Here is a 25,379-nt window from a genome sequence, read left to right as displayed (position 1 = left end):
TCAATTCCAACGGCTGTGTTCATGAAAGACCTCCTGATGATTGCTTTGTACTCGGTTTCGCCGTTCTTTCATTGCCGATTCAATCTCCTTGGTTACGCGAACACACCCATTATCGGGCGGGACGACCTGCTCCAATCGAACGGCTGTCAATGAGAGGACGGCTGACAGACTCCCTTACGGACGTGGTTAGTCCTCGGTGAAAGTGGTCAGGCCGAACTTCTCTCATTGTACAGCCTTGGCAACAAAAACGAAACAGACACGGCTGGCTGCCGTGCCTGGTCCGTTATTACTATTGTAGGAGGTGAAAGCAGATGATTCTTACCACAACCAACACGATCGAGGGGAAACGAATTGTGGAGTATAAGCAGATTGTATTCGGGGAAGTCGTTTCCGGCGTGGATTTTATCAAAGATTTTACGGCTGGTCTCACCAACTTTTTTGGCGGTCGGTCGAACTCGTATGAGGGCGAGCTGATGGATGCGCGCGAAAAGGCAATTCAGGAGCTGCAGGGCCGAGCGGCGGCTCTGGGAGCAAATGCCGTCGTCGGCGTGGATATTGACTATGAGGTTCTTGGCACCGGCAATAATATGCTGATGGTAACCGCTTCGGGAACCGCGGTCGTCGTGGAATAAAGCCCTTTCTCTTGTATTTGATTCAGACGGTTCTCCATCAAAAAGGGCTCAAAACAGCGCCAACCGCACCATTTTGAGCCCTTTTGCATTTTGGTATCATTCACAGCCTTCCACTCTTGCCGGAATTTCGTCATAGTAAAACTCTATTTCACTTTCTTTTTGCAGCGGAAATTGCTTTTGTGAGAGCGCGATAAATTCGCGCATCCCCTTGCTGACATAGCGGTTTTTTTTATGGGCAAGGCTCACATACCGGCTGGCGTTCGGCGCATCCACCAAGTACAAATACACCCCGGGCTCCAGGCTTGTGCGCTTGATGACCGTATCGGAGACAAACGCCATGCCGATTTGCTGCTGCACCATATGGTACGAGGTAATCAGCTGGTCTAAATACATGATGCGCTGGGGAGTAAAGCGGTATCGGTCAAACAGGCCCGTCGCAAACGTGTTCATGTTGTGCCCCCTGTTCAGCAGCAGAAAGGTAAAATCCTGAAAGATTCTGGGGTCCACGGGCAGGCAGCCCGGCTTTCTGTGTTTTCCCTTGCGCACATCCCGGGCGGTCATGCGGTACTCTGAGAGCTGCTCGTTGATCTTGTACCCGGAGGGCACCGCAAGCAGAATGTGCTCTTCTATCAGCGGGTAGCTGGTAAAGAGCTTGTCGTCAAACTCGCTGCTGTCGATCACCAGATCGATTTCGGAATTCACCAGCTTTTGCAGCAGGTCGGGCGTGCTGGACTCATTGACCTGAATTTGAATTCCCGGATAAAGCTGATTGAAGCTGGAAATGAGCGGCGCGAGCAAATACGAGGAAAAAAACTGAGCCGCTGCAATCTTCAAAGTGCCGGTTTTCAGCTCCGTATAGTCCTGCAAATACAATTCCAAATTGCTTTGCAGCTCTAAAATCTGCCGCGTTGTTTCTATGTACACCTTCCCAGCGTCCGTCAGCTGTACCGGTGTGGTGCTGCGGTCGAAGATGGTTACCCCAATATCCTGCTCCAGCTTTTTAATGGTGGCGCTCAAAGACGGCTGAGAAATATACAAATTCTTCGCCGCCCGGGAAAAACTGCCTTCTTTATAAATTTCATAGACGTACTTCAAAGTCTGGAACATGGCATTCTCCCTGTGTTATAAATAAAACTATATACTTTCTATCATGTTATATGTATTTGATTATATTCTCTCTTTCTGGTATTGTCAATATAGAAGATATGAATTTCGTCAACCGACTGCGGTTACGGTTCACAAAGCCAAAGCGGCAGTCGCCGCAGAGGAAAAGACCATCAAATAGCACGTAGCTTCCGCAGTCGTCTGTTTGAAAGTGTAACCCTTACACAATATAATTTGCTTACAAGACCCTTTTACACAATAGAAATTTGGTTGAAAAATGCGCTTTGACCGGCAGAGAATACACGGTCAGAGCGCGTTTTTCATTCATAAATAAGGCCTACTGCTGATTGTTTCTTTGGGACGCCTTGATGTTATTGCGGGTTTTGCGCAGCTCGGCCAGATTCGCGGCGAGAGCGTCATCCGTGCGCTTCATCAGATCGTCGATGTAATCGTTCGAGGCGCGGCGCATTTCGCGAAATTTTGCCTGGCTCTGGCTGATCAGCTCGTTGGCCTTCTGCTGTGCCTGGCGCACGATCTCATCCTGGTTCACAAGAGTTTTGGCGCGCTCCTCCGCAATGCGGACGATGCTCTCCGCCTCGCGCTTTGCGTCGCTGATGATCTGGTTGCGGTCGGCCACAATGGCCTTGGCCTGACGAAGCTCCTGCGGCAGATTATCGCGGATTTCATCGAGAATTCCCTTTACCGCTTCGCCGTCGAGCACAGCTTTGCCGCCGGTCAGCGGAAAATTCCACGCCTTATCTACCATTTCGTAGAGCTCGTCCAACAAATTCTCTACATTCATCGTTTTTTGCCTCCTGTATAAAGACGTTGCGTGATGTCATCCAAAATACACTCCGGCACAAAATTTGAAATATCGCCGTCAAAGCTGGCTACCTGCTTCACGATACTGGAACTGAGATACATATTTTCCGCCCGAGTGGTTAAAAACAGCGTTTCCAGGTTCGGGTTCAGCTTCTTGTTGGTCAGAGCCATCTGAAATTCGTATTCAAAGTCCGACAGGGCCCGCAGTCCCTTTACAATGGCGGTGGCATTGCGGATTTTGGCATAATCCGCGAGAAGGCCCTCAAAGCCGACAATCTCTATGTTGGGCATATCCGCCGTGGCGCGCTTGAGCATGTTGATGCGCTCCTCAACGGTAAAGCTGGTGTGCTTATTCGGGTTTACCAAAACGGCGACAATCAGGTGATCGAAGATTTTACGGGCACGGTTGATGATATCCAGATGCCCGAAGGTAACCGGGTCAAAGCTTCCCGGACAAATTGCGATTTTCATAATGATGTCACGTCCTTATGCCGATACACGGTCAGCAAAATTTTTCCGTAGCGGTAAGAACGTACCTTCACAAAATCACCGGCGGAAAGAGGGAGTTCTTCGTCACTCGGATGTTCACAGATGATAGTACCGCCGTCGTTCATCACCGCGGCAGCCTGCGGCAACGCCTGCTGCAGCAGCCCCGTGCGGTAAGGCGGGTCTAAAAAGGCAATATCGAACGGCTCGGGGTTGCGGGACAAAAACGAAGCAAAGTCCGCATTTACCACTTTTGACTGCTGCCCGAACCCGGTGGCGGCAATGTTTTTTTCCACCGCACTGACGGAATCGCGCGAGCTGTCCACAAACACCGCCTCCCGCGCGCCGCGGCTGATCGCCTCCAGCCCAAGCTGGCCGGAACCGGCAAACAGATCGAGCACCCGGCGGCCCTCCAGATCAAACTGAATAATATTAAAAAGGGCTTCCTTCACCCGGTCGGGCGTAGGACGAACACGCTCCCCTTCCAGAGATTGCAGCTTCTTGCCGCGCGCTGTGCCTGTGATAATTCGCATATACAAAACCGGACCTTTCCCAGAGTCTTGGTGGATTCATTATCCCATTATTTGTGCGTACTGTCAACCGCTATCTTTTTCCCCCGAATCCGGGTGAAAATACTCGTAAATGGTTTGGGCCGCGGGGCGGGTCATGCCTTTGACCCCGCACAGTTGCTCCAAGTCCGCTTCGCGAATCGCGGTAATGGTGCGAAAATGCCGCAGCAGCGCCCTTGCCCGGGCGTTGCCGACGCCGGGTATGCCCGTCAAAGTGCTGGAGATGGTGTTCTTCTTGCGCATTTGGCGGTGGTAGCCGATCGCGAAACGGTGAACCTCATCCTGAATGGTGGATACCAGCGTAAAGGCGCTGCGGTTAGAGTGAATCGAAATCTCTCCGCCGTCCTTTGCGATGGCGCGAGTGCGGTGCTTGTCGTCCTTCACCATGCCAAACAGCGGGATTTCCACCCCGTATTGCTGCAAAATCGGGCGAACCGCCGAAACGTGCCCCTTGCCACCGTCGAGCAGAATCAGATCCGGCAGGCGGCCAAAACCCTCTCCGCTGTCCTTATGCTGGTAGTATTCCCCCAAACGGCGACTGATTACTTCGCGCATGGCGCCATAATCGTCCTGCCCCTCAAAGCTTTTGATCTGAAAACGGCGGTATGCGGATTTGAGGGGACGCCCATTTTCAAACACGACCATACCGGCCACGTTATCGCCGCCTGCAAGGTTTGAAATATCGTAGGATTCAATATACTGCGGGGGATTTTCCAGCCCCAGAAGGCGGGCCAGCTCGTCCAGAGCGGAGGCCTCGCGCCCGGTTCGGCCCGTCTGCTGCGCAAGCTGCTCTGCCGCGTTGCTGCGGCACATTTCCACCAGCTGCGCCTGCTCCCCCTTCTGCGGCACGGTGATATTCACCTTCCGCCCGGCCTTCTGCGTCAGCCATTCTTCGAGCAGGGCGGCATTTTCCACCGGCCCGTCCAGCGTCAGGCGCGGGGGAATCTGCTCGCGCATGGAATAGTATCGCTCCAAAAACTCGCTGCGGGCCTGCTTGGAATTGCCGACCTCTCCCAAAAGGAAGGTTTCGCGATCCACCAGACTGCCGCCGCGGAAGCGAAACACCTCCACACAGGCGCTGCCGGGGCCCTGCGCAAGGGCGATTACGTCCTGCTCCGGCACACGGATGGAAACCACCTTCTGCCGCTCGCGCATCTTCTGAATCGCGGCGATACGGTCGCGGATTCTGGCGGCGTATTCAAACTCGAGATTCTCCGCCGCCTGTTCCATTTTTTCCGTCAGGCGCTTCATGGATTCGGCGCTGCCGCCGCGCAGGAAATCCACGGCCTCCGAAACGGCTTCGCGGTATTCCTCCGGCTTCATGCGGCCGCGGCAGGGAGCGCAGCACTGCTTGATATAATAATTCAGACAGGGCCGCCCCTTGCCGATATCCTGCGGAAAACGGCGGCTGCAGGAGGGCAGGCGGAAAATCTTGAGCGCCTCATCCACCGCCTGCCTGACCGACCACGAGCTGACATATGGGCCGATGTACTCCGCGCCGTCATCGGCAAGCTGCTTCGCTTCGGAGATTCTGGGCCACTCTCCCCCGCTGATGCGGATATAATGGTAGCCCTTGTCGTCCTTGAGCAGGATGTTGTATTTGGGCGTATACTGCTTGATCAGGCTGCATTCGAGCACCAGCGCCTCAAACTCGCTGTCGGTGAGGATATATTCAAAATCCTGTACGTTAGCCACCATGCGGCGCACCTTGTCGTCGTGGTTCTTTTCCGAGCCGAAATACTGGCTGACCCGGTTTTTCAGCGCTTTGGCCTTGCCGACATAGATGATCGTGCCGCTTTTATCGCGCATCAGGTAAACTCCCGGCGTCAGCGGCAGGCGCATCGCCTTTTTGCGCAGCTCTTTTTTATGATCCTCCAAGCGTTTTCCCCCTTTCCTTCTGTTCTTTTCGGGAACCTGTTTTGCTCCCCCGGCCGCCTTTCCAATCAACCGGTTTGAAAGCGGCCGGTTTTCCCCTACGGCGGAGGAATTTCTTCGTTTCAACGACGCCGCCATTGAACTTCCATGACTCAAAGCCGGGCGTAACACCCGGTATAACAAAAAAGCACCGCCAAAGCGGTGCCTTGAATCGCCCAAAAATCGCCGGTCTCAGCCTTTTCAAACAAAAACCCGAACTCACGCCGGCACTTCGCAGTTCTTACCGACAAACAGCTTTTTACTCCGCAAAGCCGGATTTTACCAGTGCAACCAGGCTGTCGACAGCGTCCTGCTCATCGGAGCCGTCAGCAATAATGCGAATATCGGTTCCGCCGACAATTCCCAAAGACAGTACGCCCAAAAGGCTTTTCGCATTCACGCGGCGCTCTTCTTTTTCCACCCAAATTGAGGATTTAAATTCATTGGCCTTCTGAATAAAAAAGGTTGCCGGACGAGCGTGCAGCCCCACCTGATTCTGAACCAATACTTCTTTCACACACATTCAAAATTCACTCCTAGCATCAAAATGTAGCTTCTAACCCGAAAAACATCACACATCATAATAATATACAAACTGACATTATTTTTTAAGTCATAGTCATTATATCACAATAGAAAACGCCGTCAAGGAAGGAAGGCTAATTTTGGATTGATGCCCTATACGCTGTTTCGGACAGGCAATCCCTTTGTATAGTTTGCCCCGATTGTTGAAAACTTTTGTACCCTCTAACATCTTCGCTGCGAATATTCCATATTATGCGTTCTATTTTGATTCGTTCGCGGAAGAATCCCGCTCTTTTTCACAAAGTGCGGCGAGGTAACGCTTGTCCTTTTCATCCAAATCGGCCGTTTCGAGCAGATCGGGGCGATTCTTCCAGGTGCGCAGCAAAGACTGCTCCCTGCGCCACTTCTCTATGTTGGCGTGGTGCCCCGAAAGCAGCACCTCCGGCACCTGCAAACCGCGCCAATTGGCCGGGCGCGTATACTGCGGATACTCCAGCAGGCCGCTGAAATGGCTCTCCTCCTCAAAGCAGGAGTCATCGGAGAGCACACCGGGTATCAGCCGGCTGACGCCGTCCGCGAGAATCAATGCCGGCAGCTCGCCGCCGGTGAGAACGTAGTCCCCTGCGGAGATCTGCTCATCCACATAGCGGTCGATGATTCTCTCGTCGATCCCCTCATAGTGGCCGCACAGAATCGCGAGATTCTCGTGTTCGGCCAGCTCTTTCATCTTTTTCTGTGTCAGCACGGTGCCCTGCGGCGACATGTATACGAGATGCGGCTTTTTGCCGAGGTGGCGCACCAGATCATCGATGCACTCCGCGATCGGCTCCGCCATGAGCAGCATCCCCATTCCGCCGCCGAACGGACAGTCGTCGACGCGGGAGTGCTTGTCGTAGGCGTAATTGCGAATTTGGTGGCAGCACACCTGCAGCGCGCCCTTTTTGCGGGCCCGGCCCACGATGCTCTCCGCCATCACCGTTTCGCACATGTCGGGGAACAGGGTCAGCAGATCAATCCTCATCGTCAAAAATCCCCTTGATCGGTCTGATTTTCACAACCCCGCCCTCCGGGTCGCGCTCCAGAACCACCTGCGGAACGGAGGGAACGAGATACGTTTTCCCCTCCGGCGAGGTGACCTCATAGACGTCGTTCGCTCCGGTTTTCAAAACATCCGTCAGCTTGCCGTATTCCTTGCCGGTGTCGACATCCAGAACGATCAGGCCAAGCAGGTCCTGTACAAACCAGGTGCCCTTCGGCAGGCGCACATCCGCACGGCTCAGGTACAATACCCGCCCGCGCAGCGTATCGCCCTGCGTGGCCGAGGTGACCCCCTCCAGAGTTGCAAGCAGCAGGCGCTTGTGCACCCGGCCGGAAAGCACCTTCACAGCGGAGGTTCCGTCCGGGTTCCAGTACAGCGTGCGGAACTGGGACAAAAACTCCGCGGAATCACACCAGGGTTCGATGCGGAGCTCGCCCTTCACCCCATGTGTGCCCACGATTCTTCCCGCCTCCAAATATTGCTGCAGCATTGCCTTCCTCCTCATAACCAATCGATTCCGAACCATGCCGCTTCCTCCCCTGCCGAAAGACGGGGGAAAGCCGCATAGCCTGTTTTGCGCGGCGGAACTTGGTACCAAGCCGCCTGAATTTGCTCCATGTCTAAAACAAGACTGCAACAAAGCCGGCCACCCTTGCGGGACAGGGCATGTTACAGTCTTGGCTTATCAGTCGATCTCGACAGAAACCTTGTCATTGGTGCGGGTTGCTGCGGCACGCATTACCACGCGGATCGCTTTGGCAATACGCCCCTGCTTGCCGATCACCCGGCCCATGTCATCCTCAGCCACATGCAGATGATACACGACGCTGCCGTCCTCAGACGGCTCGTCCACCTGCACGGTAACGGCTTCGGGATGCTCGACGAGCCCCTGAGCGATCGTAACCAGTAATTTCTCCATCGGTAGATCTCCTCCGATCTTTTAAATCACTCCGTGCTTCTTGAACAGATCCTTCACGGTATCGGTGGGCTGTGCGCCGTTGGCAATCCACTTCTTCGCCTTTTCCGCGTCCACCTTCACAACAGAGGGCTCCTCCATGGGATTGTAGTAGCCGATCTCCTCAATGAAGCGGCCGTCGCGGGGGAAGCGGGAATCCGCTACCACAATACGGTAAAAGGGAGCTTTCTTGGCGCCCATTCTGCGCAATCTGATCTTTACTGCCATACGAAATAACCTCCAAAATATGATTGTAAATAAAATGTATGCGATTCACCTGAAAGGATTTGATAGCCGCCACCACTTTAATACCGGCGTTCCAATACACAAGTAAAGTGAATGCTATCGCCTTTTTGAATGAATTCCCTGATTTTGCGGGGCTTAGAACGGCATGCCGCCCGGCCCGGGCATTCCCGGCATCCCCGGCATTCCGGGGAACCTCTTCTTTTTCTTGAGACCCTTGACCTGCTTCATCATCTTCTGCATCTGCTCAAACTGCTTTAAAAGACGGTTGACGTCCTCCACCTTCATGCCGCAGCCGGCGGCGATGCGCCGCTTGCGGGAGGGATTGATCACAGAGGGGTTCTCGCGCTCCTCCGCCGTCATCGAAAGGATGATCGCGGCGGAACGATCCATGATGCGCTCGTCGATGTCCACATCCTTGATTTGCTTATCGATGCCCGGGAGCTTCGACAGCACGGACTTGAGAGGGCCCATCTTTTTCATCTGGTTGAACTGGTCGAGCAGATCGTTCAGATCCATCTTGTTCTGCATCATCTTGCGGGCGGTCTGCTCCGCCGTTTTTTTATCGATGCTCTGTTGAACATCCTCAATCAGCGTCAGCACGTCGCCCATCCCCAGAATACGGGAGGCCATGCGGTCGGGGTGGAACACCTCCAAATCCGTCAGCTTTTCGCCGATGCCCGCGTATTTGATGGGCTTGCCGGTGACCGCGCGGACGGAAAGCGCCGCGCCGCCGCGGGTATCGCCGTCGAGCTTTGTGAGGATAACGCCCGAAATATCGAGAAGATCGTCGAACGCCTTGGCGACGTTCACCGCCTCCTGGCCGGTCATGGAATCGACCACCAGAAGAATTTCCTGCGGCTCGAGCGCGCCTTTGAGCTCCTTGAGCTCGTTCATGAGCGCCTCGTCGATTTGCAGGCGGCCGGCGGTATCGAGAATCAGAATGTCGTTGCCGTAGTCTCTGGCATGGCGCACCGCGGCGCGGCAGATATCCACCGGCTTTGTGCTGCCCTGCTCAAACACGGGTACCCCGGCCTGAGAACCCACCACCTGCAGCTGCTTGATCGCGGCGGGGCGGTAAATATCGCACGCCACCAGCATGGGGCGGCGCCCCTGCTTTTTGAACATGGCGGCAAGCTTGCCCGCGTGGGTGGTTTTGCCGGCGCCCTGCAGGCCGCACAGCATCACAACCGTGGGCGGCTTTGAGGCTTCGTTCAGGCGGGCCTGCTGCCCGCCCATCAGCTCGGTGAGCTCCTCGTCCACAATCTTAATGACCATCTGCGCCGGGGTCAGGCTTTCCATCACCTGCGTGCCGACGGCGCGTTCGGTCACCTTGTTGGTAAAATCCTTTGCCACCTTATAGTTGACGTCGGCTTCCAGCAATGCGAGGCGCACCTCGCGCATGGCGGATTTGACGTCGGCTTCGGTCAGCTTGCCCTTGGATTTCAAATTTTTAAAGGCGGTGCCGAGCTTTTCCGCCAATCCTTCAAACGCCACTGCTTTTCAAATCCTTTCGTCTACTCTTCACACAGCCGCCGGGCGGTGTCTTCGATCAAAGCCACGTCCTGCTGCACATCCTGTGAAAAGATGGATTGCGAATTATAAATGCGGATTCGCTCGGCCGCGTCGCGGATTTGCTCGAGCCCCTCTCGCATTTCACGGAATCGCCGCGCAAGGCCGAGGCGTTCCTCCATCTCCAGCAGCTGAGATTCCGCCCGTTTGATGGAATCGCGCACACCCTGCCGGGTGATGCCCTCGTTATCGGCAATTTCCGCAAGGGACAAATCGTCGTTATAATAGTACTCGATCACACAGCGCTGCTTATCGGTGAGCATATCGCCGTAAAAATCCAGCAGAAGAGATATTTCCAGATTTTTTGCCATATCGCACCCTCATTCGCTGTAAAGTTAGTCCCTTTCTGTAAAGCTGATTACTTTACAGAAGTGAATTATACAGGAATCAGACGGAAAAGTCAAGCGTTTTTCCGCCCGATTCCGCTCTTTTTCAAATAATCCTGCAGCTGACCGGCCAAATCGTCCAGATCACCCGGATCACCTGTAAAGGTTTCGCCCAGCCAATCTTTCAGCTGTTCCTTTATTTTGCCGCCTTTCTCAGACAGCGTACTGCTCGCCTGGAATAGAACGCCATTTTTCCGCACCTGGAACTGCTTTAGCGAAAAGCCGGAGTACACAGCCTTTTCAGATTCCAGATACGGTTTTATGTCCACGGTAATCCTGTTGTCTTCTCTGGTGACGCCGCTTGGCAGCTCTTTTGCAAACAGCCGGTTCAGCGCAAACTTTGGTGAAACGCTCAGCCTGCCCAGCCGCACCTGCAGCACCTCAATGTTCAGGCGCCCGTTCGCGGCGTCGTACACTACCCTGGACTGCGAGGTGACTCCCAGATTCTTTCCCCTCCAGGTAACGGGCGTGTAGGCGGTCACCGTGTCCTCCTCCGGGAAGGTGAGATACATCTGGTTAGGCTGAAATTCGGCCTTGCTCAGAGCATTTTGGATGTCCTCCAGATGATACGCGGCGTAGGCGTTGATCTCCTTCTCGGTAAAAATCACCGGCTCTCCGGTGACGATCGACGCTGCGGCGGAGCGCAGCAGCTCCTGCGACGGGGCGGAATTGTATTTGCCGGCAAGATCATCCGTCAGCATCAACCGGTAAGGGATGAAGGCGGCAATTCCGAGAACAACGACAGCCCCCAGGGTAATCAGCCCCCAGCGGGGAATTGATCTACGCAAATCAGACAGCTCCTTTCCAGACGGCGGTATACGAGCGCACTTTTTATGGGAAGCGGAAATAAAAACGGGCCGGGCGAATTCTGCCGCAGGCAGGCCTGCCCGCAGACCGTGCTCCTACCGCTCGGTATGGAGCACGGCTTGACGGCATAGCATCAAAAGCCTGTCGCGCAATGATTCGCTGGCCCAAAGCAGCCCTAAGGCAGCCTATTTCAGTTCTACAATCGTTACGCCGGATTCCCCTTCCCCGAAAACGCCCAGGCGGTACGTTCTTACGGAGGGATGGCGGCGCAGATGCTGCTGCACGGCGGTGCGCAGCACACCGGTACCCTTGCCGTGAATAATGGTGAGCTGGTGAATACCGGAGAGCAGGGCCGAATCGATTGCGCGGTCTACACTCATAACGGCCTCGATCGAATCCTCGCCCCGCACATCCACCTCGGTCATCACTGGCGCGTCGGAGCGCTTCGGCACAGTTCTCGTGCCGCTGCGGCGCGCCTTGCGGTTCTGGGTTTTCTGCTCGAGCAGGCGAAGATTCTCTACGGGAACCCTTGTTTTAATGATACCAGCCTGCACGAGTACTTTTTTGTCGTCTGGTGCCGGAGTTTCAACAACTGTGCCTTCTTTGTCGATGTCGAAAATCAGCACGTCGTCACCCGCTTTCAGCGGGCGGGGCAGCACATAGCTCTCCGGCTCTTTTTTGCTCACCGGGTCGGAGGCACTCTCCATGTCGCGGATGCCGGCCTTCATTCTGGCCCGCTGCTCGGCGGTCATGCTCTTTGCGCCCTGGCGCTTCATCTCCTCCAGCTCCTCGAGCAGCGCGTCTGCCTGCGCACGGGTGCGCGCCACAAGCTGCGCCGCGCGCTCGCGGGCCTGTTCGATCTCTTTGGCGGCCTCGCGCTCCAGCCGCTCGCGGTATTCTCTCGCCTCTTCGCTGATTCTGCGCGCTTCAGCGTTCTGCTCCTGCGCCTGCCGGCGCTCCGATTCCAACTGCTGGCGACTTTGCTCCAGATTCTGCACCACATCCTCAAACCGGCGGTTCTCACCCGAAACCAGCTCGCGGGCGCGGTCGACGATCTCCTGCTTCAGGCCGAGGCGGCTTGAGATGGCGAATGCGTTCGAGCGCCCCGGCACGCCGATCAAAAGGCGGTACGTGGGCCGCAGGGTGGCGACGTCGAACTCGCAGCTGCCGTTCTCCACGCCTGCCGTTTGCAGGGCGTAGGCCTTGAGCTCCGCATAGTGGGTGGTGGCGGCGACCCGCGCGTGCTTTCCGCGCAGCGCCTCCAGAATCGCCATGGCCAGCGCCGCGCCCTCAACAGGGTCGGTGCCGGCGCCAAGCTCGTCGAGCAGGATCAGGCTGTGCTCGTCCGCCTGCTCGATGATCTGTATGATATTCGTCATGTGCGCGGAAAATGTACTGAGCGACTGCTCGATGCTCTGCTCGTCGCCGATGTCGGCCAGCACCTGATGGAACACCGATATTTCGCTGTTGTCGCCCACAGGCAGCATCAGCCCGCACATGGCCATCAGCGTCAACAGGCCCAGCGTTTTCAGCGTGACCGTTTTGCCGCCGGTGTTCGGGCCGGTGATGACCAGCGTGTCGAACGAGGTGCCCAGCTCTATGTTCATCGGCACGACCTGCTTGGGGTCGATCATCGGGTGCCGCGCCTGATTGAGCAGAATTCTGCCCGTATCGTTCACCTTCGGCATGCTGGCCTTCATTTTGTAGGCGAGCTGTCCCTTGGCGAATATCAGGTCAAGCCCCACGGCCGCGTGGTAGCTTTCGATGATCAGGTCGGCAAATCCGCCTGCTTCCGCGGAAAGCTCCGCCAAAATCCGTTCGATTTCGGCGCTTTCGCGCGACTGCAGCACCCGAATTTCGTTGTTGGCCTCCACCACGCCCATCGGCTCCACAAACACGGTCGCGCCGCTGGAGGAGGTGTCGTGCACCAAGCCCGGGATCTCGCCGCGGCATTCTGCCTTAACCGGCACAACGTAGCGCCCGCCGCGCATCGTCACAATCGGGTCCTGCAAATATTTCTGGTACGCGGTCGAGCGGATCATTTTATCGAGCTGCTCGCGCACGCGGGAGGACGCCGCGCGGATGCGGCGGCGGATGGACGCGAGCTCCGGCGAAGCGCTGTCGGCCACCTCTTCCTCCGAAATCACGACCGCGTTGATCTTTTCTTCGAGATATTTGTTAGGGACGACGGACTCAAACCGCCAGTCGAGCATGGTTTTCATCCCCTCGCTCTTGCGGCGCCAATCCGAAATCGCGCGCAGGGTGCGCAGCACCCCCGCAATCCGCAGAAAATCCACCAGATTCAGCACGCCGCCCGCCTGTGCGCGGCGCAGGGGATTCGCGACATTTTTCAGACCGCTGAACGAGGGCGAGCCGAATTTTGCCATCAGGACGAACGCGTCGTCCGTCTCCTGCAGGCGGCGGCGCACCTCGTCGGTAGAAACGGCGGGCTCGAGCGCCAGCGCCTGCTCCGCGGCGTCCTCGCTGGCGGCCTGCTCCGCCAGAAGCTTTAACATTTTATCCAGTTCCACAGCGGCGCTGTGCCGCCGAACATTATACTTTTGCATGAAAGTTCCTTTCTCACTGTTGTTCAAAGCAGCTGTTCCTCCTGCAGCTCCACCGCCAAAGACTTTTCAAAGCAGTGGAACACCCCCTTACGCAGCAGGATTCTGCCGCAAAACTCATAGCCCAGCGACCGGTACAGACGGATCGCGGGCTCATTTTTTGGGAACGCGTCCAGCCGGATGGCCGAATAACCCCTTTCGCGAAAATACGCCTCCGCCATTCGGGCAATCTTTTTCCCGCAGCCTTTGCCCCGATGCCCGGCATCGACGCAAAGGCGGTGAATCGTGCCGATGTTACCGGTGTGATACCGCCAGTCCACATAGCGGTACTGGGGCTCCTGCTCCTCATTGAGAACGACGGAGGCCGCCAGCCCGTCGTCATCCTCCAACACATACAAGTCCCGGTTCGCAATATCCTGCGCTAAAACATCCTCACTCGGGTAAACATCATCCCACTGGTCAATCCGCTGAAGGCGCATCAGCGCAATGGAGCCGAGATACAAATCCAGCAGGCGAGGCAAATCTTCCGGCTCTGCCCTGCGAAAAATCAGCTTTTGATCCATAGTTCCCCTCCCGCCCGGCCAGGGTATGCGCTTTCGCGCTCGTTCTAGGGCCGGGTCATTTGGTGATAAAATTCAAGCGTGGCAAAACGCCGCTGCACCGTGCAAAGCAGATACTGCTCCGAGGCATCCGCCAGAAGGCGAAGGCCGTCGTTCGACAATCGGAACGAAAACAGCTTGTCGAAGTCGGCGTAAATCGTGTGGCGAAGCGCGGTCATCACGCCGCGCGGCAGTGCAATGGCCGGTTCCTCCTGCCGGGGCGCCGAAGAAAAGCAGCCTCCGCACACAATCCCCCCGCTGCGGGGCAGAAAAAACATGGTATCCGCCTCATAGCAGCCGCAGTCGCGGCAGCAGACAAGATCCGGCATGTACCCGGCCAGCGCCAGCATGCGCATTTCCGCCACAGCTTTCAGCTGCAAACCGGGCCGCAGCCCCCTTGCCAAAAAATGCAGCGAATTGAGCATCAGACGCAAAAAATCCCCCGCCTCCGCTTCTTCGGGAGCCAGTACGACGGCCAGCTCGCAAAAATATTGGGCAAGGGACAGCCTTTCCATATCCAGGCGCAGATCGAAAAAGGACTCGATCGGCCAGGCGTCGTTAATTATGTACTTATCCCGCCCCTTGTAAACAGAAAGGCGGGAATAGCTGAGTAATTGTGTGGAGGACAATTTTCGGTTCTGCAGGCGCTTCGCCTGCTGTGCAAACGCGCGGATGACTCCCTCGTCCCGGGTCAAAACCGTGACGAGCCGGTCGCTCTCACCCACGCTCTTCTCCATAAGGACCAAGCCCTCGGTATTGATTTGCATGCTCTTCCTCCTCGGGCAGCACTACGGCGGTTTGCTGGTTCATGGCCTGCGTCAGCCTTACGTAATGCAAATAGGCTTCTACGCTGCCGGTCTGCTGAAAAACATTCCAAGCCTGTTCTCTGTCCACAAAAAAACGCCTCCCAAAAAAGAATCCCAAAAAGAGTATTTGCAGTTCAGAGAACAGTATGAGAGGAAAATAAAAGAACGTTCGCCAGCTTTTGACAAATTTTTCGCGTTTTTTGTGTTACTGGAATGAGTTGGAATCGTACCCCAGCGAGCGCAGCAGGTTTTCGCGGTTGCGCCAGTCCTCTTTCACCTTCACCCAAAGCTGAAGGTTGATTTTGCAGTCGAAGAAGCGTTCCATGTCTTCTCTGGCATACATGCCGATCTTTTTGAGCATGGAGCCGTTCTTGCCGATCAGGATTCCCTTGTGCGTGTCACGCTCGCAGAAGATGATTGCCTGAATGTCGGTAATGCCGCTGCCATCCTGACGCTCCTTCATGCTCTCTACCGCCACGGCGATGCCGTGAGGAATCTCCTTATCCGTCAGGCGCAGGATTTTCTCCCGCACCATCTCGGCCGCCAGCACGCGCTCCGGCTGGTCGGTGAGAGTATCGTCCGCGAAGAAATGCCCGCCGGGCTGCGCCAGCTTCATCAGCTCCTGCTTGAGCAGTTCCATGCCGTTGCCGTCTTTGGCAGACACGGGAACCACCGCCTCAAAGCCGAACTTCTGCGCGAACGCGCCGATCTGCGCCATGAGCGGGGATTTATCCCCCAGCATATCGATTTTATTGATCGCTAAAATTGCGGGCAGGCCCATCGAGCCGAATTTTTCCATCAACTCGTGGTCGGCGGGGCTGATGCGGGTGCCCGCTTCCGCAACGAGCAGGCAGGCGTCCACCCCCGCAACGGATTCTGTAACGGATTTGACCATATAATCGCCCAGGCGTGTGCGCGGCTTGTGCAGGCCGGGCGTGTCCAAAAACACCAGCTGGGTGTCGCCCTCGGTCAGCACCCCCATAATGCGGGTGCGGGTCGTCTGCGGCTTGCTGCTGACGATCGCGACCTTTTGGCCGAGCAGGCGGTTCAGAATGGAGGATTTGCCCACATTGGGGCGCCCCACAATTGCGATAAACGCGGTTTTTCCGGCAGTTTCCTGCATTTGATTCAATTCCGTCAAACGAATGCTCCTTTTTCTTGTAGCAATGCCGCTTTCCAAAGGCGAGCCGTTTTGTTTCCCGCCTTCTGGCGGGATGAAAACAGCCGGTTTTTCAAAGCGCATTGACTATGATCTGATTATTTCTGATTTATTTTTTATTTTTATTGCGGTGCAGGGTGTCGCGAATGCCGACCGGCCCCAGCAGAATATACACCATACCGGCCGCCGTAACGAGTACCAGCGCGCACAGATACGGCGGGTTGTACCAAAACAGCCGTATAATGGAAAGCAGCACGGCCGGCCGCCAGAACAGGCACAGACCGACCCCCACTGCAAAGCCGGCAAACACCAGCACCGCGCCCGCCGCCAAATCTTTGATGATGCGCACGACCGGGTGAAAGCTCGACGCCAGCATGTCTGAAATTTCTTCCGCAACGGTGTTGAACAGCTCCGCGCCCATCACCATGGCAAAGGTGATAAACAGAAGCGCATACTGCGTGCGGGTCAAGTCAAAAAAGAACGAAAAAGCGAACACATACAACGCCGCCACTGTATGGATCCGCATGTTCCGTTCGTTATTGATGCAGTATATCACGCCCCGAAAAGCATATTTCAGGCTTTTCAGAAAGCGTTTTTTTCGTTTACTCTTCATCCTCATCCAGAACATAGCTGCTGGTACTCGGGAGCCCCAGCTGCGTCATTACCTGCTCCTCTTTTTCGCGCATGCGTACGCGGTCCAATCCACCCTGCTCGTGGTCGTACCCCAGCAGGTGCAGCATGGAGTGAGCGCAGAGATACCCCACCTCGCGCTCGAGGCTGTGGCCGTAGCGTTCGGCCTGCTCCACCGCCTTTTCCATGGAAAGAACGATGTCGCCCAGAATTTTTGCCCCGGTATCGTGGTTTTCGTCATACTGCCCGTTTTCGCCCATTGGGAAGCTCAGCACATCCGTGGAAACATCCTTATCGCGGTACTGGTGATTCAACTCGCGGATCTGCTCGTTATTGACAAAGGTCACGCTGATCTCTGCCGGGTAGGGGAACTTTTCCAGCCGCAGAACCGCGTTGCAGCAACGGCGGATCAACATCCGAAGCCCGGTGGGGATTTTCACTTCCTTTTGTTTATTATCAATGATGACTCTGATCTTTTCCATCTCTATCTCCTGCTCTCTTCATTCTTTTCATAAGCCTTGATGATGTCCTGCACCAGACGGTGGCGCACAACATCCTTGTCGCTGAATCTGACCTGCGCAATGTCGTCAATGTTCCTCAAAATACGCATCACATCTTTTAAGCCGGAACGCTTGCCGTCCGGAAGGTCGATCTGGGTCACATCGCCGGTGATGACCATTTTTGAGTTAAAGCCCAGTCGGGTCAGAAACATTTTCATCTGTTCGGGGGAGGTATTCTGCGCCTCATCCAGAATGATGAAGCTGTCGTCGAGCGTTCTGCCGCGCATATACGCCAGCGGCGCCACCTCGATATTGCCGCGCTCCAGATACTTCTGGTACGTTTCCGCTCCCAGCATATCGAACAGCGCGTCGTACAAAGGGCGCAGATAAGGGTCTACCTTCTGCTGCAGATCGCCGGGCAGAAAGCCCAGCTTTTCCCCGGCCTCCACCGCGGGCCGGGTCAGGATGATCCGGTTGACCTCCTGAGCGCGGAACGCCGTGACCGCCATGGCCACAGCGAGATATGTTTTACCGGTACCGGCAGGCCCCACCCCGATGGTGATGGTGTTTTGCCGGATCTGATTGCAGTAATTCTTCTGCCCAAGCGTTTTGGGCTTTACGGGCTTACCCTTCGACGTAATGCAGATGCAGTCGCCCGCCAGAGTTTCGATTTTTTCTTCACTGCCGTCGTTGATCAGCGAAATGCAGTAGCGCACGTTCTGCTCGCTGAGTGCTTCTCCTCTGTTGACCAGTGAAAGAAGGCTTTCAATGACGCGAACCGCCTTGCCGACATTTTCAGGTTCGCCGGAAACCTTGATCTCCGCCCCGCGCCCGACGACGCTGACCTGATATTCCTTTTCCACCAGCCTAATATTTTCATCGAAGCTGCCGAAAAGTGCGACGGCCTGCTCCATGCGGTCTATATTGATGCGTTGTTCAAACATTCTTTCACCTTTCACCATCTCTGCATTTCTTGTATATTATAACATGATTCGCACCAGCCGTCATCAGAAATACAATAGAAATTCAATAAAATTATTCACAAATTTTTTAAGGTTTAAACAGTATTTCTGATTCAACCGCAATATTTTCCTCGCATTGGCAGTACAGTGTCATGCGGTAAACATTCCCTTCCATTTTTCCGGAAAGGTTCGAGGAAAGAATCTTAATGTCCTTCCATTCCCGCTGCTTTATTTCCTCAATCTTTGCCTTGGCCTGCTGCTCGGCCTGTGCCTCGGTCAGGGTAATTTCCTCCTGTGTCTGCTCCTTCCAGGTTTCGGTATAAAGCGAGACCGGCAGGTCGCCCGTTCTGCCTTTGAGCGTGACGCGCTCCGATTCCTTCTGGTATTCCCCCTGCGGGCGGCCCGTGAGGGACAGCGGCAGCTCCAAGCCGAAAATCCGCACGCTGCGGCGGACGATCTGCTTGCCGGTCGGACGCCGAACCGTCTGCTTAATGGGGATTTCGGCCACAAGGCTTTTCTCGGTTTCTGCAATAACTTTTCCGGAAGAACGCATCATGCGCGTTCCGCCGGAGGTATCCTCCGCAACGCCGCTGACGAGCAGCTGGCCCTTGACGACCGCGTCGCCCACCTTCACCTGCAAAACGCCGCCGGTCACCTCCAGCTTGACGATCTGCCCGGAGGCGGACGCCTTGAGGTTGCTGATCTTCTCCCGCTTCTCCGCCTCGGGGTGCTTGATCCGCTCCTCCAGCGCGATTTCGATCATGCAGCCCTGCGTATTGACCGAAAGCCACGAAACGTCTGGAAAAGCGATCATCAGCCGGCGCTGCAGCTCCTGGTACTCCAGCCGGCTTTTCAGCGCGCCGGGCGATAACCCCATGTTTTTCGCCTCCGTGAGGATCCGCTCGCTCGGAATGCTGGTATTGCCCGTCACCTGCACGCTCCAAACATACAGGGAGAACACATGCAGCGTCACGGCAAATACAACCATGCCCGCCAGAATCCCTTTTCTGGAGGAAATTCTTTTCCACAGGAAGGGCAGTCCATGGCGTTTGCCCGATTTCAGGCGCACCCCGGCCTTCCTCGCAATCGGCCGCAAATCTTCGTACCGGCCTACCGCAATGGCCGCGGTGAAAAGCTCCTCCGAACGCCCAATGCGCCAAAGGGCCACGCCCTGCCGGGCGCACAGATTCAGAAAGCGCTCACAAGCACCCTTTCTGCGCGGGCGGATTTGAAACTCCACCCATCCCAGAACCCAGCGCACAAAAGCAATCGACCCCATTGTCACACCTCACGTTATAAATTCCAGGCCAGTCAGGTATCCCTCCACCACAAGGGAATCCGCCGTCAGGCATTTGATCTTCAAATTCCGCCCCGTAAACCGGATGCTCATTTTCCCCGCGCGCACCCGAATCGCTTCTTCGCTGTATTCCAAAACGCCGCCGCAGCCTTCCAGCACCGCCTCGCGGTTCCCACTGATTTCCATGCGGAACCCGCTGAGCAGCGAGGACGGAGGAAGGCTTGGCACGTTCAATTGCTTTTTCTTCACCGCGACACCTCATCCCAAGATTTTGTTTGTGTGCAATCTAAACCTCCGCGAATCGAAATGGGAGCCGGGTGCTTTTCTCCGCTGTCCACAGGGAGGAGGCACCCAACTCAATTCCATATTTTTATGGGAGATTACTATAAACTTATGCGATTCGTGATATAAAAATCACCCCGATTCATATACATGATCTGAGGTGAAGTGTATGTATTCCGGTAAAATATTTTCCGCGCTGTTTGCCGCCGCCTTTGGAGCGGGGCTTTTGTTTTTGCCTGCCGCAGCCGCGTCGGGCGCCATACGGGGGCTGGAGTACTGCCTGATTATTCTGGTGCCCTCTCTGTTCCCGTTTATGGCGCTTTCCACCTACCTGGTAAAATCGGGGATTTCCGACACCATGGGCAAATTTTTCGGCCCTGTAACAAGGGTTTTGTTCCGCCTGCCCGGCTGCACCGCCGCCACCATCCTGATGAGCATGATCGGCGGATTCCCGGTAGGAGCGCGGGGAATCGCCGCTCTGCACCAGCAGGGCAGCATTACCGACCGTCAGGCAGCGCGCATGGCCTCGTTCTGCGTCAACGCGGGGCCGGCGTTTGTCATCACCGTGGTCGGGGTCGGCCTGCTGGGCAACCCCACCGCCGGGGCCCTTCTGCTCTGCGCCCAGCTGGCGGCCTCTGTTTTGCTGGGATTTCTCTTAAAATTTTCGGAGCCGAAGGAATCGCTTTCCACAGCGACCGCACAAAACGCCCGACACAGCTCTTCGCCGCTGATTGATTCCACTGTGGACGCCGCCAAAGGAACCATGAACCTGTGCGCTTTTGTGATTTTGTTTTCCGTACTGATCGCGCTGCTGCGCGAGATTGGGGCCGCCGCCTTTCTGGCGCAATTTCTGCTTCGCCTTGGGATGCCCTCCGCCGTGTGCGGCGCCGCCCTCTCGGTGATGATGGAGGTGACCGGCGGCTGCTTCGACATTGCCGCTCTGGGCGGCAGTGCGATGCTGTTTGCCTTCGCCGTGGGCTGGGGCGGGTTGTGCGTCCATTTTCAGGTGCTGTCTTCCCTGACGAAAATTCCGTTTTCGCGTGCGATATTCTTTGCCCACCAGCTGATCAAAGGAATTTTCTCCGCTGTGTTCGCCGTTGTTTTGTTCCAGATTTTTCCACAGGCCGCACCTGCCTTTGAAAACACCTCCCGCGCCCTGAACGGCCAGCTCTCCGGCAGCCCCGCCGCCGCGGCCGCGCTGGTGATCCTCTGCATTGTTCTGCTTTGCTCCGTTGGGGCAGAAAGGCTGGAATTCCGGAAGAAATCGTGCTATAATCATTGAAAAGCTTAATTGAGAAAGACTTAGCCCGGCTTTTGAGTCGAAGCGTAGTTTCCTTTCTATAATCGACAAAAAGAATGAATTTTTCTGCGGTGGGCTTATCCCTTATGCGGGCGCGAATCTTCTTTGTGTTTTTATGCTTTCGATTGACTTTTGCATTCAGCGATAAAAATCGATTTTTTCTTTGCACGCAAGCAGAATTCCGCTTGCGCGGGCTTGCCCCCACGCCCACAGAATCCCTGCGGGATAGCCGCAAAGAAAAAATTCGTTACTTTAAAGAAAGAAAAATTGAAATAGTTAAGCATGGAGGAATTGTTTTGTTCGGTCTGAAGAAAAAATTGTTTGGAAGTCAAATTGAAATCAACTGCGATTATTGCAGCCATAATACAGGAACCGAAGAGGAGCCCAAGTGTTCCAAAGGCCTGACAATCAAGGAAGACGGCTCCTGCCGCCGCTTTGCCTATGATCCGCTGATGCGCACCCCGCGCGCGCTGCCCCCCCTGCGGGAATACGATATGGATGATTTTACACTGTAAATGAAACCGCCTTCCTCCGGAGTGAATGGGAGAAAGGCGGTTTCTTGCGATCTCTTTTATTTCTTTGGCTGCGTATCGTCCTGCTGCTCTTCAACGCATTTCTGGATTCCCTGCAGAATCCGTGCTAAAAAGGGCGGAAGCGCAACACCGGCCGCCTGAATATTTTCCAGAATACTCAGCAGCTCGTTTACCGTCAGCCAGACAGCGACCAGAGAGGCCACCGCAAAGCGAACCGGAACAGGCTCTATTCCAGCCTGACTGCCCGCGTACAGCAGCAGGTAATCAATTGCGGCCCCTACCCCCACCAGAGCCCACATGAGGATTTTTTTAATGATCCCCCGGATGCTCCGATAGGAGCTGACCGCCTCTTTTCGGTAAACGGAAGCCATCATCCCCGTAACATAGTCGGCCAGACTGGAAAGAACCAAAAGGTAAACGGGAACCGCGAGGATTCCAAGCCGGGCGGAAAGCACCGCGAATATGGCGGCCAGACCGGCTTTGATTTTGTCCATATTTTCGCCCCCAGACGCCGCTTACAGAACATTGAAATTGCAGTTGGCGGTTTCATCCTTGGATCGTACCTGAATGTGCGCGTGGCGCACCGGTGGCTTGAGTGCCGTTACATCGATCAGCCACCCGCGCCCCTTCGCGTCCAAACGCGGCTCCGAGGCCCGGATGACATCCCTGCCCGTTACGGTTACCTCCGGTTTTTCTTTGCATCTGGCCAGAACAGTGTAAACCTCACCCGGGGTCATATCCTTGCTACTGGTGTCGAGAGAAAGAGGGGAATCTGCCTGTTCCGGAGGTGCGGCCGCCGGAAAATTATTGAAGCCGCCCCTGCGTATGATCTCGGGATACTCCTTAAAGGAAAGGTTTAAATCAACATCTCCCGTTCCGTTTTTCACACCGGGTACCCGCCCCGTGCTGCTGTGCTGCCAAATAGCTGCGGGGAATTCATTCGACATTTGCGTATGATACTGAGCCAGCCACAGATCAAACTGCTTGATTCGGCTCCAGTCCAGATGATTTCGCAAAACGTTCAGATTTGCGTAGACTGCCGTGTAATACCCGGCCTGCCGCACCTGATTGCACCAGGCCACTACAATATCTGTCAGCCGATCCCGCGGGAGTCTCAGAATGGTATCCTGTTCCACATCCAGAGCCACGGGGTATTCCATTTTGCAGCCTCGGATGATATTGAGAAAAAATTCCGCTTCTTTTGCCGCTTCTTCTGTGGTAACGGCGTGCATCCAGTGATAGACGCCGGTATGCAGTCCGGCCGCCGCGGCATTCGTGAGGTTTTCACTCATGCTTCGATCTGCCAGTGTGTGTCCTTCGCTGGATTTTATCATAGCAAAGTCGTACCCGGCTTCTTTTACAAGCTTCCAGTCGACCTTACCTGTCCCATTGTAAACATCAATTCCTTTTCTGGTAGACATGACAACGCTCCTTTCTCTACCATAAGATGCAAAAAAGCGGAAACTTGCTCTCGTTTATGCAAACAATCCCCCACTTATTTATATTTTGGTTGCGGAATTTTTCATTCGCTCTCCCTTTTAGAAAATCAGACGTTCCTTTTGCCGTCCGGCGGCGAAAAAGAGCTCTTTTCGGGTTCGTTCGGAGCGAAAGCCCTTCCACGAAGAGATTTCATGATATTTTTTGTCACAGATTCCATTGGGTATAGCCATTTGTTATAAAATATACTATAATTGAAAAAGTTGTGTTGATTTTCTCCCCTCATATGCGGCGGAGGAAATCACCTCTTTTACGAGCAAAAAACCGCTGGAGAACATATTTGTTTCCCCTCCCTTGCATTTGGAAAGGATACGACGAGCTGAATGGAAAATCTGATCTTATCTGCGGAAGTAATCGCCCCTCTCTGTATTTTAATGTCCCTTGGGTATTTTGTAAAAATGAAAAAAATGATCGGCGAACAAACGGTAGACCAGCTGAACAATCTGGTTTTCCGTATTTTTCTGCCGACCATGCTGTTTTACAATATCTACCAAACGCACCTGAGCGGTATGGTGCGCCCGCGCCTGTTGATTTACGGCTTTATCGCGATGATGTGCATGTATTTTTTATCGATCCTGATCGTTCTGCTGACGCTGAAGGATAACCGTCAGCGGGGCGCTGTGGCGCAGGCCTCGTTCCGCAGCAATTTCGTTATTTTCGGTTTGCCGGTCACCGCTTCGCTGTTCGGCCCGGAGAAAGCCGGGATCACCGCTCTTTTAATCTCTCTGATCGTGCCGATGTACAACTTTCTTTCCGTGATTGTGCTGGAAGTGTTCCGCGGCCAGAAAATCCGAATCGGGTCGATCGCAAAAAAGGTCGTCACAAACCCCTTGATCATCGGCGCCGTATTGGGCCTGCTTTGCCTGTTTTTCGGAATCCGCCTGCCAAACGTGGCGGAAAAAATCGTCGGCGATATTGCCGGCTCCGCCACCCCTCTTGCTCTGATCGGGCTGGGTGCTTCCTTCTCGTTTGCCGATACCCGGGCCTACCGCAAGCCGCTGGCAATCGGCGTATTGAACAAGCTGATCCTCGCTCCCCTGCTCTTTCTTTCCGCCGCCGTTGCGCTGGGCTTCCGCAATGAAGAACTGGCGGCGCTCACGGGCATGCTGGGCGCCCCCGCGGCGGTATCTTCTTACACGATGGCGCAGCAGATGGGCTCCGACGGCAAGCTTGCGAGTCAGCTGGTGGTTTACACCTCCATCTGTTCCATTTTCACCATGTTTCTCTTGATCTTCGGTCTCAAACAGATTGGGGTCATGTAATTGCTCTCCGCTTTTCCCGGTTTGCATCGCGAACATATCAATATCTTCTCATTGAACGATAAAAATTTATCGATCTTGCGTTTGATTCTTTGAAAGGCATTGACAAGCTTTTCGTTTTACTTCATAATAAGTTTCACTTGTTTTTAGTTTCTCTGCACGAACAGATACCTTACCCTCAACAGAAGGGACAAGCCGATTGAAAAAGGACGCTTATCGCGGTCTTACCGCGCATTCCCTGAAGATGATTGCGGCCGCCGCTATGCTGGCGGATCATTTCGCATGGCTGTTTTTGGAAACTTACAGTGTGCCCGGCCAGCTTCTTCACGTGATCGGGCGAACCGCCATTCCAATCATGTGCTTTTTCATCGCGCAGGGATATTACCAGACCCGCAGCCGCACCCGCTATGCGGCGAGGCTGGCTGTCTTCGCGGTGATTTCTCAGATACCCTACCACTATTTTATGACGGGGAACCTGAATATCCTGTCTGCCCCAGTTCGCCTAAACGTGCTGTTCACGCTCCTGTTCGCTCTTCTTTCGCTTTCAATTGTGGACAGGATGCGGTACCAGTCTGCCGGGTGGCTGGGCTTATTGCCGCTGATGCTGCTGGCTTCTTTCGGCGACTGGTCGGTGTTTGCGGTGATTTTTACGATGATCTTCGCGGATACGCGGCTTGACCCAAAGCGCCGGATGCTTCTGTTCACAGGGGCGGCCACGGCCACCGCCGGCTTTTTTGCCTGGAGCAACTCCCTGCAAAGCGGCGCGCCGCCATGGGGAGGATTTTTCCAGTTTGGGCTTCTTCTGGCCGTTCCCCTGCTGCTTTGCTACAACGGGCGGCGCGGCACCTTCCCGGCAGGCAAATGGTTTTTCTACGTGTTCTACCCCTTGCATCTGATTATTTTGACAGTGATTCATTCATTTGTCATCTAAGCGATT

General features: G+C 55.0%; 30 protein-coding genes. 5 read left to right on the top strand and 25 right to left on the bottom strand.

From position 1 onward, the window contains the following. Positions 1–311: 311 nt before the first annotated feature. Entirely contained in the window at positions 312–632 is a 321-nt protein-coding gene (locus G340_RS0109655; RefSeq protein WP_020073448.1) for a putative heavy metal-binding protein, read from the top strand. A 96-nt stretch (positions 633–728) separates the two neighbouring features. Here the strand turns inward: G340_RS0109655 and G340_RS0109650 are convergent, their stop codons facing one another. The 23 genes from G340_RS0109650 to G340_RS0109540 all read right to left on the bottom strand — a co-directional run bounded on the left by G340_RS0109650 (position 729) and on the right by G340_RS0109540 (position 19,820). Next, positions 729–1,727, bottom strand: a complete 999-nt coding sequence (locus G340_RS0109650) for a LysR family transcriptional regulator (RefSeq protein ID WP_326522370.1) — start codon at positions 1,725–1,727, stop codon at positions 729–731. Between the two features lie 346 nt (positions 1,728–2,073). Continuing rightward, on the bottom strand, positions 2,074–2,538 hold the full coding sequence (locus G340_RS0109645) for an ATP synthase subunit B family protein (protein WP_020073446.1): 465 nt from the start codon (positions 2,536–2,538) through the stop codon (positions 2,074–2,076). Then, positions 2,535–3,029, bottom strand: a complete 495-nt coding sequence (coaD, locus tag G340_RS0109640; protein WP_009060041.1) for a pantetheine-phosphate adenylyltransferase — start codon at positions 3,027–3,029, stop codon at positions 2,535–2,537. Before coaD ends, G340_RS0109645 begins: the two co-directional genes overlap by 4 nt. Further along, positions 3,026–3,577, bottom strand: a complete 552-nt coding sequence (gene rsmD / locus G340_RS0109635) for a 16S rRNA (guanine(966)-N(2))-methyltransferase RsmD (protein WP_027103948.1) — start codon at positions 3,575–3,577, stop codon at positions 3,026–3,028. The genes coaD and rsmD overlap by 4 nt, the downstream gene beginning before the upstream one ends. Before the next feature lie 63 nt (positions 3,578–3,640). Then, positions 3,641–5,491 carry an excinuclease ABC subunit UvrC gene (uvrC, locus tag G340_RS0109630; protein WP_033402250.1) on the bottom strand — a complete coding sequence of 617 codons (1,851 nt, stop codon included), beginning with the start codon at positions 5,489–5,491 and terminating at the stop codon, positions 3,641–3,643. Between the two features lie 295 nt (positions 5,492–5,786). Continuing rightward, the gene (locus G340_RS0109625) at positions 5,787–6,050 is read right to left on the bottom strand and encodes an HPr family phosphocarrier protein (protein WP_009060040.1); all 264 of its coding nucleotides are present in this window, start codon (positions 6,048–6,050) and stop codon (positions 5,787–5,789) included. A gap of 261 nt (positions 6,051–6,311) precedes the next feature. Next, positions 6,312–7,073: a tRNA (guanosine(37)-N1)-methyltransferase TrmD gene (trmD, locus tag G340_RS0109620; protein WP_020073443.1), complete on the bottom strand. Its 762-nt coding sequence runs from the start codon at positions 7,071–7,073 to the stop codon at positions 6,312–6,314. Beyond that, positions 7,063–7,581 carry a ribosome maturation factor RimM gene (gene rimM, locus G340_RS0109615; protein WP_020073442.1) on the bottom strand — a complete coding sequence of 173 codons (519 nt, stop codon included), beginning with the start codon at positions 7,579–7,581 and terminating at the stop codon, positions 7,063–7,065. Before rimM ends, trmD begins: the two co-directional genes overlap by 11 nt. A gap of 195 nt (positions 7,582–7,776) precedes the next feature. After that, positions 7,777–8,010: a KH domain-containing protein gene (locus G340_RS0109610; protein WP_020073441.1), complete on the bottom strand. Its 234-nt coding sequence runs from the start codon at positions 8,008–8,010 to the stop codon at positions 7,777–7,779. 21 nt (positions 8,011–8,031) lie between these two features. Beyond that, positions 8,032–8,274, bottom strand: coding sequence for a 30S ribosomal protein S16 (gene rpsP, locus G340_RS0109605; RefSeq protein ID WP_020073440.1), 243 nt, complete (start codon positions 8,272–8,274; stop codon positions 8,032–8,034). Between the two features lie 153 nt (positions 8,275–8,427). After that, positions 8,428–9,786: a signal recognition particle protein gene (gene ffh / locus G340_RS0109600; protein WP_020073439.1), complete on the bottom strand. Its 1,359-nt coding sequence runs from the start codon at positions 9,784–9,786 to the stop codon at positions 8,428–8,430. A 20-nt stretch (positions 9,787–9,806) separates the two neighbouring features. Continuing rightward, positions 9,807–10,172 (bottom strand): YlxM family DNA-binding protein, encoded by a 366-nt coding sequence (gene ylxM, locus G340_RS0109595; RefSeq protein ID WP_020073438.1) that lies wholly within the window; start codon positions 10,170–10,172, stop codon positions 9,807–9,809. An 89-nt stretch (positions 10,173–10,261) separates the two neighbouring features. Then, positions 10,262–11,035: a hypothetical protein gene (locus G340_RS0109590; protein ID WP_020073437.1), complete on the bottom strand. Its 774-nt coding sequence runs from the start codon at positions 11,033–11,035 to the stop codon at positions 10,262–10,264. Positions 11,036–11,239: 204 nt separating this feature from the next. Continuing rightward, the gene (locus G340_RS0109585; RefSeq protein WP_027103947.1) at positions 11,240–13,621 is read right to left on the bottom strand and encodes an endonuclease MutS2; all 2,382 of its coding nucleotides are present in this window, start codon (positions 13,619–13,621) and stop codon (positions 11,240–11,242) included. 23 nt (positions 13,622–13,644) lie between these two features. Beyond that, on the bottom strand, positions 13,645–14,181 hold the full coding sequence (locus G340_RS0109580; RefSeq protein ID WP_020073435.1) for a GNAT family N-acetyltransferase: 537 nt from the start codon (positions 14,179–14,181) through the stop codon (positions 13,645–13,647). 44 nt (positions 14,182–14,225) lie between these two features. Continuing rightward, positions 14,226–14,984 (bottom strand): DNA repair protein RecO, encoded by a 759-nt coding sequence (recO, locus tag G340_RS0109575; protein WP_020073434.1) that lies wholly within the window; start codon positions 14,982–14,984, stop codon positions 14,226–14,228. Next, entirely contained in the window at positions 14,935–15,111 is a 177-nt protein-coding gene (locus G340_RS17920; protein ID WP_154653160.1) for a YqzL family protein, read from the bottom strand. The genes recO and G340_RS17920 overlap by 50 nt, the downstream gene beginning before the upstream one ends. Before the next feature lie 117 nt (positions 15,112–15,228). Then, positions 15,229–16,164 carry a GTPase Era gene (gene era / locus G340_RS0109565; RefSeq protein WP_020073432.1) on the bottom strand — a complete coding sequence of 312 codons (936 nt, stop codon included), beginning with the start codon at positions 16,162–16,164 and terminating at the stop codon, positions 15,229–15,231. A gap of 127 nt (positions 16,165–16,291) precedes the next feature. Continuing rightward, on the bottom strand, positions 16,292–16,795 hold the full coding sequence (locus G340_RS16680) for a diacylglycerol kinase family protein (protein WP_020073431.1): 504 nt from the start codon (positions 16,793–16,795) through the stop codon (positions 16,292–16,294). After that, a complete protein-coding gene (gene ybeY, locus G340_RS0109555; RefSeq protein ID WP_020073430.1) occupies positions 16,785–17,294 on the bottom strand; it encodes an rRNA maturation RNase YbeY in 510 nt (169 codons plus the stop codon). Before ybeY ends, G340_RS16680 begins: the two co-directional genes overlap by 11 nt. 2 nt (positions 17,295–17,296) lie before the next feature. Then, complete coding sequence (locus G340_RS0109550) at positions 17,297–18,256, bottom strand: PhoH family protein (protein WP_027103946.1); 960 nt, start codon at positions 18,254–18,256, stop codon at positions 17,297–17,299. A 106-nt stretch (positions 18,257–18,362) separates the two neighbouring features. Next, a complete protein-coding gene (locus G340_RS0109545; protein ID WP_020073428.1) occupies positions 18,363–19,553 on the bottom strand; it encodes a sporulation protein YqfD in 1,191 nt (396 codons plus the stop codon). 9 nt (positions 19,554–19,562) lie between these two features. Beyond that, positions 19,563–19,820: a YabP/YqfC family sporulation protein gene (locus G340_RS0109540; RefSeq protein WP_020073427.1), complete on the bottom strand. Its 258-nt coding sequence runs from the start codon at positions 19,818–19,820 to the stop codon at positions 19,563–19,565. Between the two features lie 202 nt (positions 19,821–20,022). On the opposite strand from G340_RS0109540, the gene G340_RS0109535 reads away from it, so the two are divergent. Together G340_RS0109535 and G340_RS16675 are read left to right on the top strand one after the other, a co-directional pair. Continuing rightward, positions 20,023–21,135 (top strand): nucleoside recognition domain-containing protein, encoded by a 1,113-nt coding sequence (locus tag G340_RS0109535; RefSeq protein ID WP_020073426.1) that lies wholly within the window; start codon positions 20,023–20,025, stop codon positions 21,133–21,135. 74 nt (positions 21,136–21,209) lie between these two features. Beyond that, positions 21,210–21,668 carry a hypothetical protein gene (locus G340_RS16675; protein ID WP_154653159.1) on the top strand — a complete coding sequence of 153 codons (459 nt, stop codon included), beginning with the start codon at positions 21,210–21,212 and terminating at the stop codon, positions 21,666–21,668. A 56-nt stretch (positions 21,669–21,724) separates the two neighbouring features. Here the strand turns inward: G340_RS16675 and G340_RS0109525 are convergent, their stop codons facing one another. After that, positions 21,725–22,180, bottom strand: a complete 456-nt coding sequence (locus G340_RS0109525; protein WP_020073424.1) for a phage holin family protein — start codon at positions 22,178–22,180, stop codon at positions 21,725–21,727. A gap of 21 nt (positions 22,181–22,201) precedes the next feature. Further along, positions 22,202–23,107 carry a glycoside hydrolase family 25 protein gene (locus tag G340_RS0109520; protein ID WP_020073423.1) on the bottom strand — a complete coding sequence of 302 codons (906 nt, stop codon included), beginning with the start codon at positions 23,105–23,107 and terminating at the stop codon, positions 22,202–22,204. A gap of 399 nt (positions 23,108–23,506) precedes the next feature. On the opposite strand from G340_RS0109520, the gene G340_RS0109515 reads away from it, so the two are divergent. Both G340_RS0109515 and G340_RS0109510 read left to right on the top strand, forming a co-directional pair. Then, positions 23,507–24,445, top strand: coding sequence for an AEC family transporter (locus G340_RS0109515; RefSeq protein ID WP_020073422.1), 939 nt, complete (start codon positions 23,507–23,509; stop codon positions 24,443–24,445). Between the two features lie 196 nt (positions 24,446–24,641). Further along, complete coding sequence (locus G340_RS0109510) at positions 24,642–25,373, top strand: TraX family protein (protein WP_020073421.1); 732 nt, start codon at positions 24,642–24,644, stop codon at positions 25,371–25,373. Positions 25,374–25,379: the final 6 nt, after the last annotated feature.

Source organism: Faecalispora sporosphaeroides DSM 1294, from assembly GCA_000383295.1.
Lineage (GTDB): Bacteria > Bacillota > Clostridia > Oscillospirales > Acutalibacteraceae > Faecalispora > Faecalispora sporosphaeroides.
Note: the sequence above shows the minus strand (reverse complement) of the source record. Positions and strands in the feature narration are given on the sequence as shown.

Bases quoted from the DNA above. Each gene is read 5' to 3' on its own strand.
- G340_RS0109655 (WP_020073448.1), top strand. From the start codon at position 312: ATGATTCTTACCACAACCAACACGATCGAGGGGAAACGAATTGTGGAG.
- G340_RS0109645 (WP_020073446.1), bottom strand. From the start codon at position 2,538: ATGAATGTAGAGAATTTGTTGGACGAGCTCTACGAAATGGTAGATAAG.
- coaD (WP_009060041.1), bottom strand. From the start codon at position 3,029: ATGAAAATCGCAATTTGTCCGGGAAGCTTTGACCCGGTTACCTTCGGG.
- rsmD (WP_027103948.1), bottom strand. From the start codon at position 3,577: ATGCGAATTATCACAGGCACAGCGCGCGGCAAGAAGCTGCAATCTCTG.
- G340_RS0109625 (WP_009060040.1), bottom strand. From the start codon at position 6,050: ATGTGTGTGAAAGAAGTATTGGTTCAGAATCAGGTGGGGCTGCACGCT.
- trmD (WP_020073443.1), bottom strand. From the start codon at position 7,073: ATGAGGATTGATCTGCTGACCCTGTTCCCCGACATGTGCGAAACGGTG.
- rimM (WP_020073442.1), bottom strand. From the start codon at position 7,581: ATGCTGCAGCAATATTTGGAGGCGGGAAGAATCGTGGGCACACATGGG.
- G340_RS0109610 (WP_020073441.1), bottom strand. From the start codon at position 8,010: ATGGAGAAATTACTGGTTACGATCGCTCAGGGGCTCGTCGAGCATCCC.
- rpsP (WP_020073440.1), bottom strand. From the start codon at position 8,274: ATGGCAGTAAAGATCAGATTGCGCAGAATGGGCGCCAAGAAAGCTCCC.
- ylxM (WP_020073438.1), bottom strand. From the start codon at position 10,172: ATGGCAAAAAATCTGGAAATATCTCTTCTGCTGGATTTTTACGGCGAT.
- G340_RS0109585 (WP_027103947.1), bottom strand. From the start codon at position 13,621: ATGCAAAAGTATAATGTTCGGCGGCACAGCGCCGCTGTGGAACTGGAT.
- G340_RS0109580 (WP_020073435.1), bottom strand. From the start codon at position 14,181: ATGGATCAAAAGCTGATTTTTCGCAGGGCAGAGCCGGAAGATTTGCCT.
- recO (WP_020073434.1), bottom strand. From the start codon at position 14,984: ATGCAAATCAATACCGAGGGCTTGGTCCTTATGGAGAAGAGCGTGGGT.
- G340_RS16680 (WP_020073431.1), bottom strand. From the start codon at position 16,795: ATGAAGAGTAAACGAAAAAAACGCTTTCTGAAAAGCCTGAAATATGCT.
- ybeY (WP_020073430.1), bottom strand. From the start codon at position 17,294: ATGGAAAAGATCAGAGTCATCATTGATAATAAACAAAAGGAAGTGAAA.
- G340_RS0109550 (WP_027103946.1), bottom strand. From the start codon at position 18,256: ATGTTTGAACAACGCATCAATATAGACCGCATGGAGCAGGCCGTCGCA.
- G340_RS0109545 (WP_020073428.1), bottom strand. From the start codon at position 19,553: ATGGGGTCGATTGCTTTTGTGCGCTGGGTTCTGGGATGGGTGGAGTTT.
- G340_RS0109535 (WP_020073426.1), top strand. From the start codon at position 20,023: ATGTATTCCGGTAAAATATTTTCCGCGCTGTTTGCCGCCGCCTTTGGA.
- G340_RS16675 (WP_154653159.1), top strand. From the start codon at position 21,210: ATGAATTTTTCTGCGGTGGGCTTATCCCTTATGCGGGCGCGAATCTTC.
- G340_RS0109525 (WP_020073424.1), bottom strand. From the start codon at position 22,180: ATGGACAAAATCAAAGCCGGTCTGGCCGCCATATTCGCGGTGCTTTCC.
- G340_RS0109520 (WP_020073423.1), bottom strand. From the start codon at position 23,107: ATGTCTACCAGAAAAGGAATTGATGTTTACAATGGGACAGGTAAGGTC.
- G340_RS0109515 (WP_020073422.1), top strand. From the start codon at position 23,507: ATGGAAAATCTGATCTTATCTGCGGAAGTAATCGCCCCTCTCTGTATT.